The sequence below is a fragment of the Deltaproteobacteria bacterium genome, assembly GCA_016213065.1.
GTDB lineage: Bacteria > UBA10199 > UBA10199 > SPLOWO2-01-44-7 > SPLOWO2-01-44-7 > JACRBV01.
This window is the reverse complement of sequence record JACRBV010000084.1, coordinates 1-2,374: the sequence shown is the minus strand read 5'-3', so window position 1 is coordinate 2,374 and position 2,374 is coordinate 1. Positions and strand designations below refer to the sequence as shown.

The 2,374-nt window shown below is 47.7% G+C and carries 2 protein-coding genes; both read left to right on the top strand.

Annotated features, from left to right (window positions below; genetic code table 11):
• Window positions 1–532 precede the first annotated feature (532 nt).
• Window positions 533–979: a hypothetical protein gene (locus HY877_05090; protein MBI5299651.1), complete on the top strand. Its 447-nt coding sequence runs from the start codon at window positions 533–535 to the stop codon at window positions 977–979.
• Window positions 980–1,013: 34 nt separating this feature from the next.
• Window positions 1,014–2,177, top strand: coding sequence for a phosphoglycerate kinase (locus tag HY877_05085; GenBank protein MBI5299650.1), 1,164 nt, complete (start codon window positions 1,014–1,016; stop codon window positions 2,175–2,177).
• Window positions 2,178–2,374 lie beyond the last annotated feature (197 nt).

Below are 2,374 nucleotides of genomic sequence, written 5' to 3'. Positions count from 1 at the left end.
TGGAGGATCTGGATAAGCTTCTTGAGAAGCGCTAAGACTGATTGATAATATCTTACTGCTCTTCAGGCAGGTGTAGAGTTGCTTAAAATAATAGCTACCAAAGAAAAAATAGAAATCGTGGGCTGTTTCCGCCCCGCGAAGGCGCGCCTCGGGCGGGCGCCTGAAAAATCTACGCGCGCCGCAGGCGCCCGCCCGACAGAATGGCTTCAAATGGCCATAAAATCAGTTCGAATTTTTTCAAACAGGGAGCACCAGATTTCCCCGTGACAAGCAAACAAAACCAGCTATAATCAAACCGATATTTTTCTCGTCTCACAGCCTTCTTATGGATGATCAATTACAAACTCCTCAGCCGCATTCTGGCGGCACTACTCCGCCCCAAGTACAGCCTCAGGGACAAGGGCAGCAGCCGCAGGGAGCCAAGCCAGCTGGCGCGCAGCCCGCAGGAGCTCGGCCTGCCGGAGCTCAACAAACGGACGACAAATCATATCTTCGCCCGCGACCTCCTGACCCAGCTCTTGGAATAGGGGCTGTGGGGAGTTTTTCCACCACGGTTTCGGTTCCTCCGCACCCGAACACGAAGTTTGATGAAGCGTATTTTCTCAAAATGCTTTCCGGATCCATTTCTTTGACGAAAAACGAAAAAAAGAAAATCGTGGAATCCGTGCCAAAACTTTCCCAATACCAGATTGATGAACTGATCAAAATCTTCGAAGAAGAACGGCGTAAATTCGCGGAACTCGATGATAAACACCAGGTAAAAATCCGCGAACTCCAGCAAAAACAGGTTGAAGACTGGAAAGATTTGGAAATGGAAAAGGTGCAAACAGCTCAAAAAGGAGAAGAGGAAGATAAAGCAGCGGCGCTCCGGCAAAAACTTATGGGCGGGCCGCAAATTCGAATTTGTCCACACTGCAAAACGCAATTGCCTGACCCTAAATCTTCCCAATGCCCAAAATGTCAGGCAAGACTGTCTTAAGTTGTGATAGAGTAAGGACAACGTTTGCTCCATCATGAAATTTTTAAAAGATATTTCTCTCAAAGGGAAAAAAATTCTCTACCGAGCTGATCTGAACAGCGATATTCGCGATGGAAAAATACAAGATGACACCAGAATCCGGAGTGTTCTCCCGACATTGCGGTATTTGCTCAAAGGAGGTGTTATACAGATTATAATTCTGGCTCATCAGGGGCGAGAAAAAAACCGTTCTCCGGAATCAGTTCTTGATCTCCACGCGAAACGATTGCAAAAACTGCTCAAAAAACCTGTGCTCAAGCTTGACCAATGTCGTAACGTCAAAATCCCAAAAACCGCAAAAATTGTGGTTTTGGAAAATGTCAGATTGGACGACGAAGACCATTCGGATGAAAAAAAACGAATGGGTTTTGCAAAAGCGTTGGAGAAATTGGGCGATGTGTACGTAAACGATGCTTTCGGCGCCTGCCATCGAGACCACGCCACGATCAGCTCTCTCCCAAAACTCATGAAAGAAAAAGCAGCTGGGCTTCTTCTTCAACAGGAAATCGCAGCTTTGAATCCGTTGTTGCATGGAAAAATCGAATCGCCATTTACGATCATTTTTGGTGGCGCGAAAATTGACACCAAAATCGGAGTCTTGGAGTATTTCGCCCAAACCGCTGACGCGGTGCTCACCGGTGGAGGCATTGCAAACACTTTTCTCTTTGCAGAAGGCTATGACATCGGCGAATCCCTCTGTGAAAAAGAACAGCTCGAAACAACGCAAAACATTGCCATGAAACTTGGAAACCGCCTCCATTTGCCGGAAGATGTGGTGTGCGACGATGAAATAACAAGCTGGGCGACTGCTGTTGACGTGCCAAGCGAAGACGTGGAGGGCGACATGAAAATTCTTGATGTTGGGAAAAAGACCGTTGCCAAATACGCAAAAATCATCAAAAAATCAAGAACCGTGCTGTGGAATGGCCCACTTGGTTACGCGGAATATAAAGTTTTTCGTCACGGAACAGAAGCCATTGCCAAAGCTGTATCAGCCTGCAAAGGCACAACTATCATTGGAGGAGGGGAAACTGTTGCCGCCATTAACTTCCTAAAAATACCTCATTCCAAATTCACTCATGTTTCTACTGGAGGGGGGGCGATGATCGAATATTTGAGCGGGAAAAATTTGCCCGGGATTGAGGCGCTGGAAAACTAGGGACATGTTGAAAAATGTCCTCAGTGACCAGCCCCCCAAAGGCAGAGCTTCTGAAAAGACGCGGTCATTTCGCTCCCGCGTGCGAAATGCCGCTTCGCTCTCGGCCTCGCTCTCACCTTTCGTGCTTTGCCCTCAAGGTGAACCATGCTCGCTCGGCCTCCGAGAGACTTTTCAGAAGCTCTGCCTTTGGGAAGCAT

What these genes read in the sequence shown, in the direction of transcription:
- HY877_05085 (MBI5299650.1), top strand. Translation starts at nt 1,014, where the DNA reads ATGAAATTTTTAAAAGATATTTCTCTCAAAGGGAAAAAAATTCTCTAC.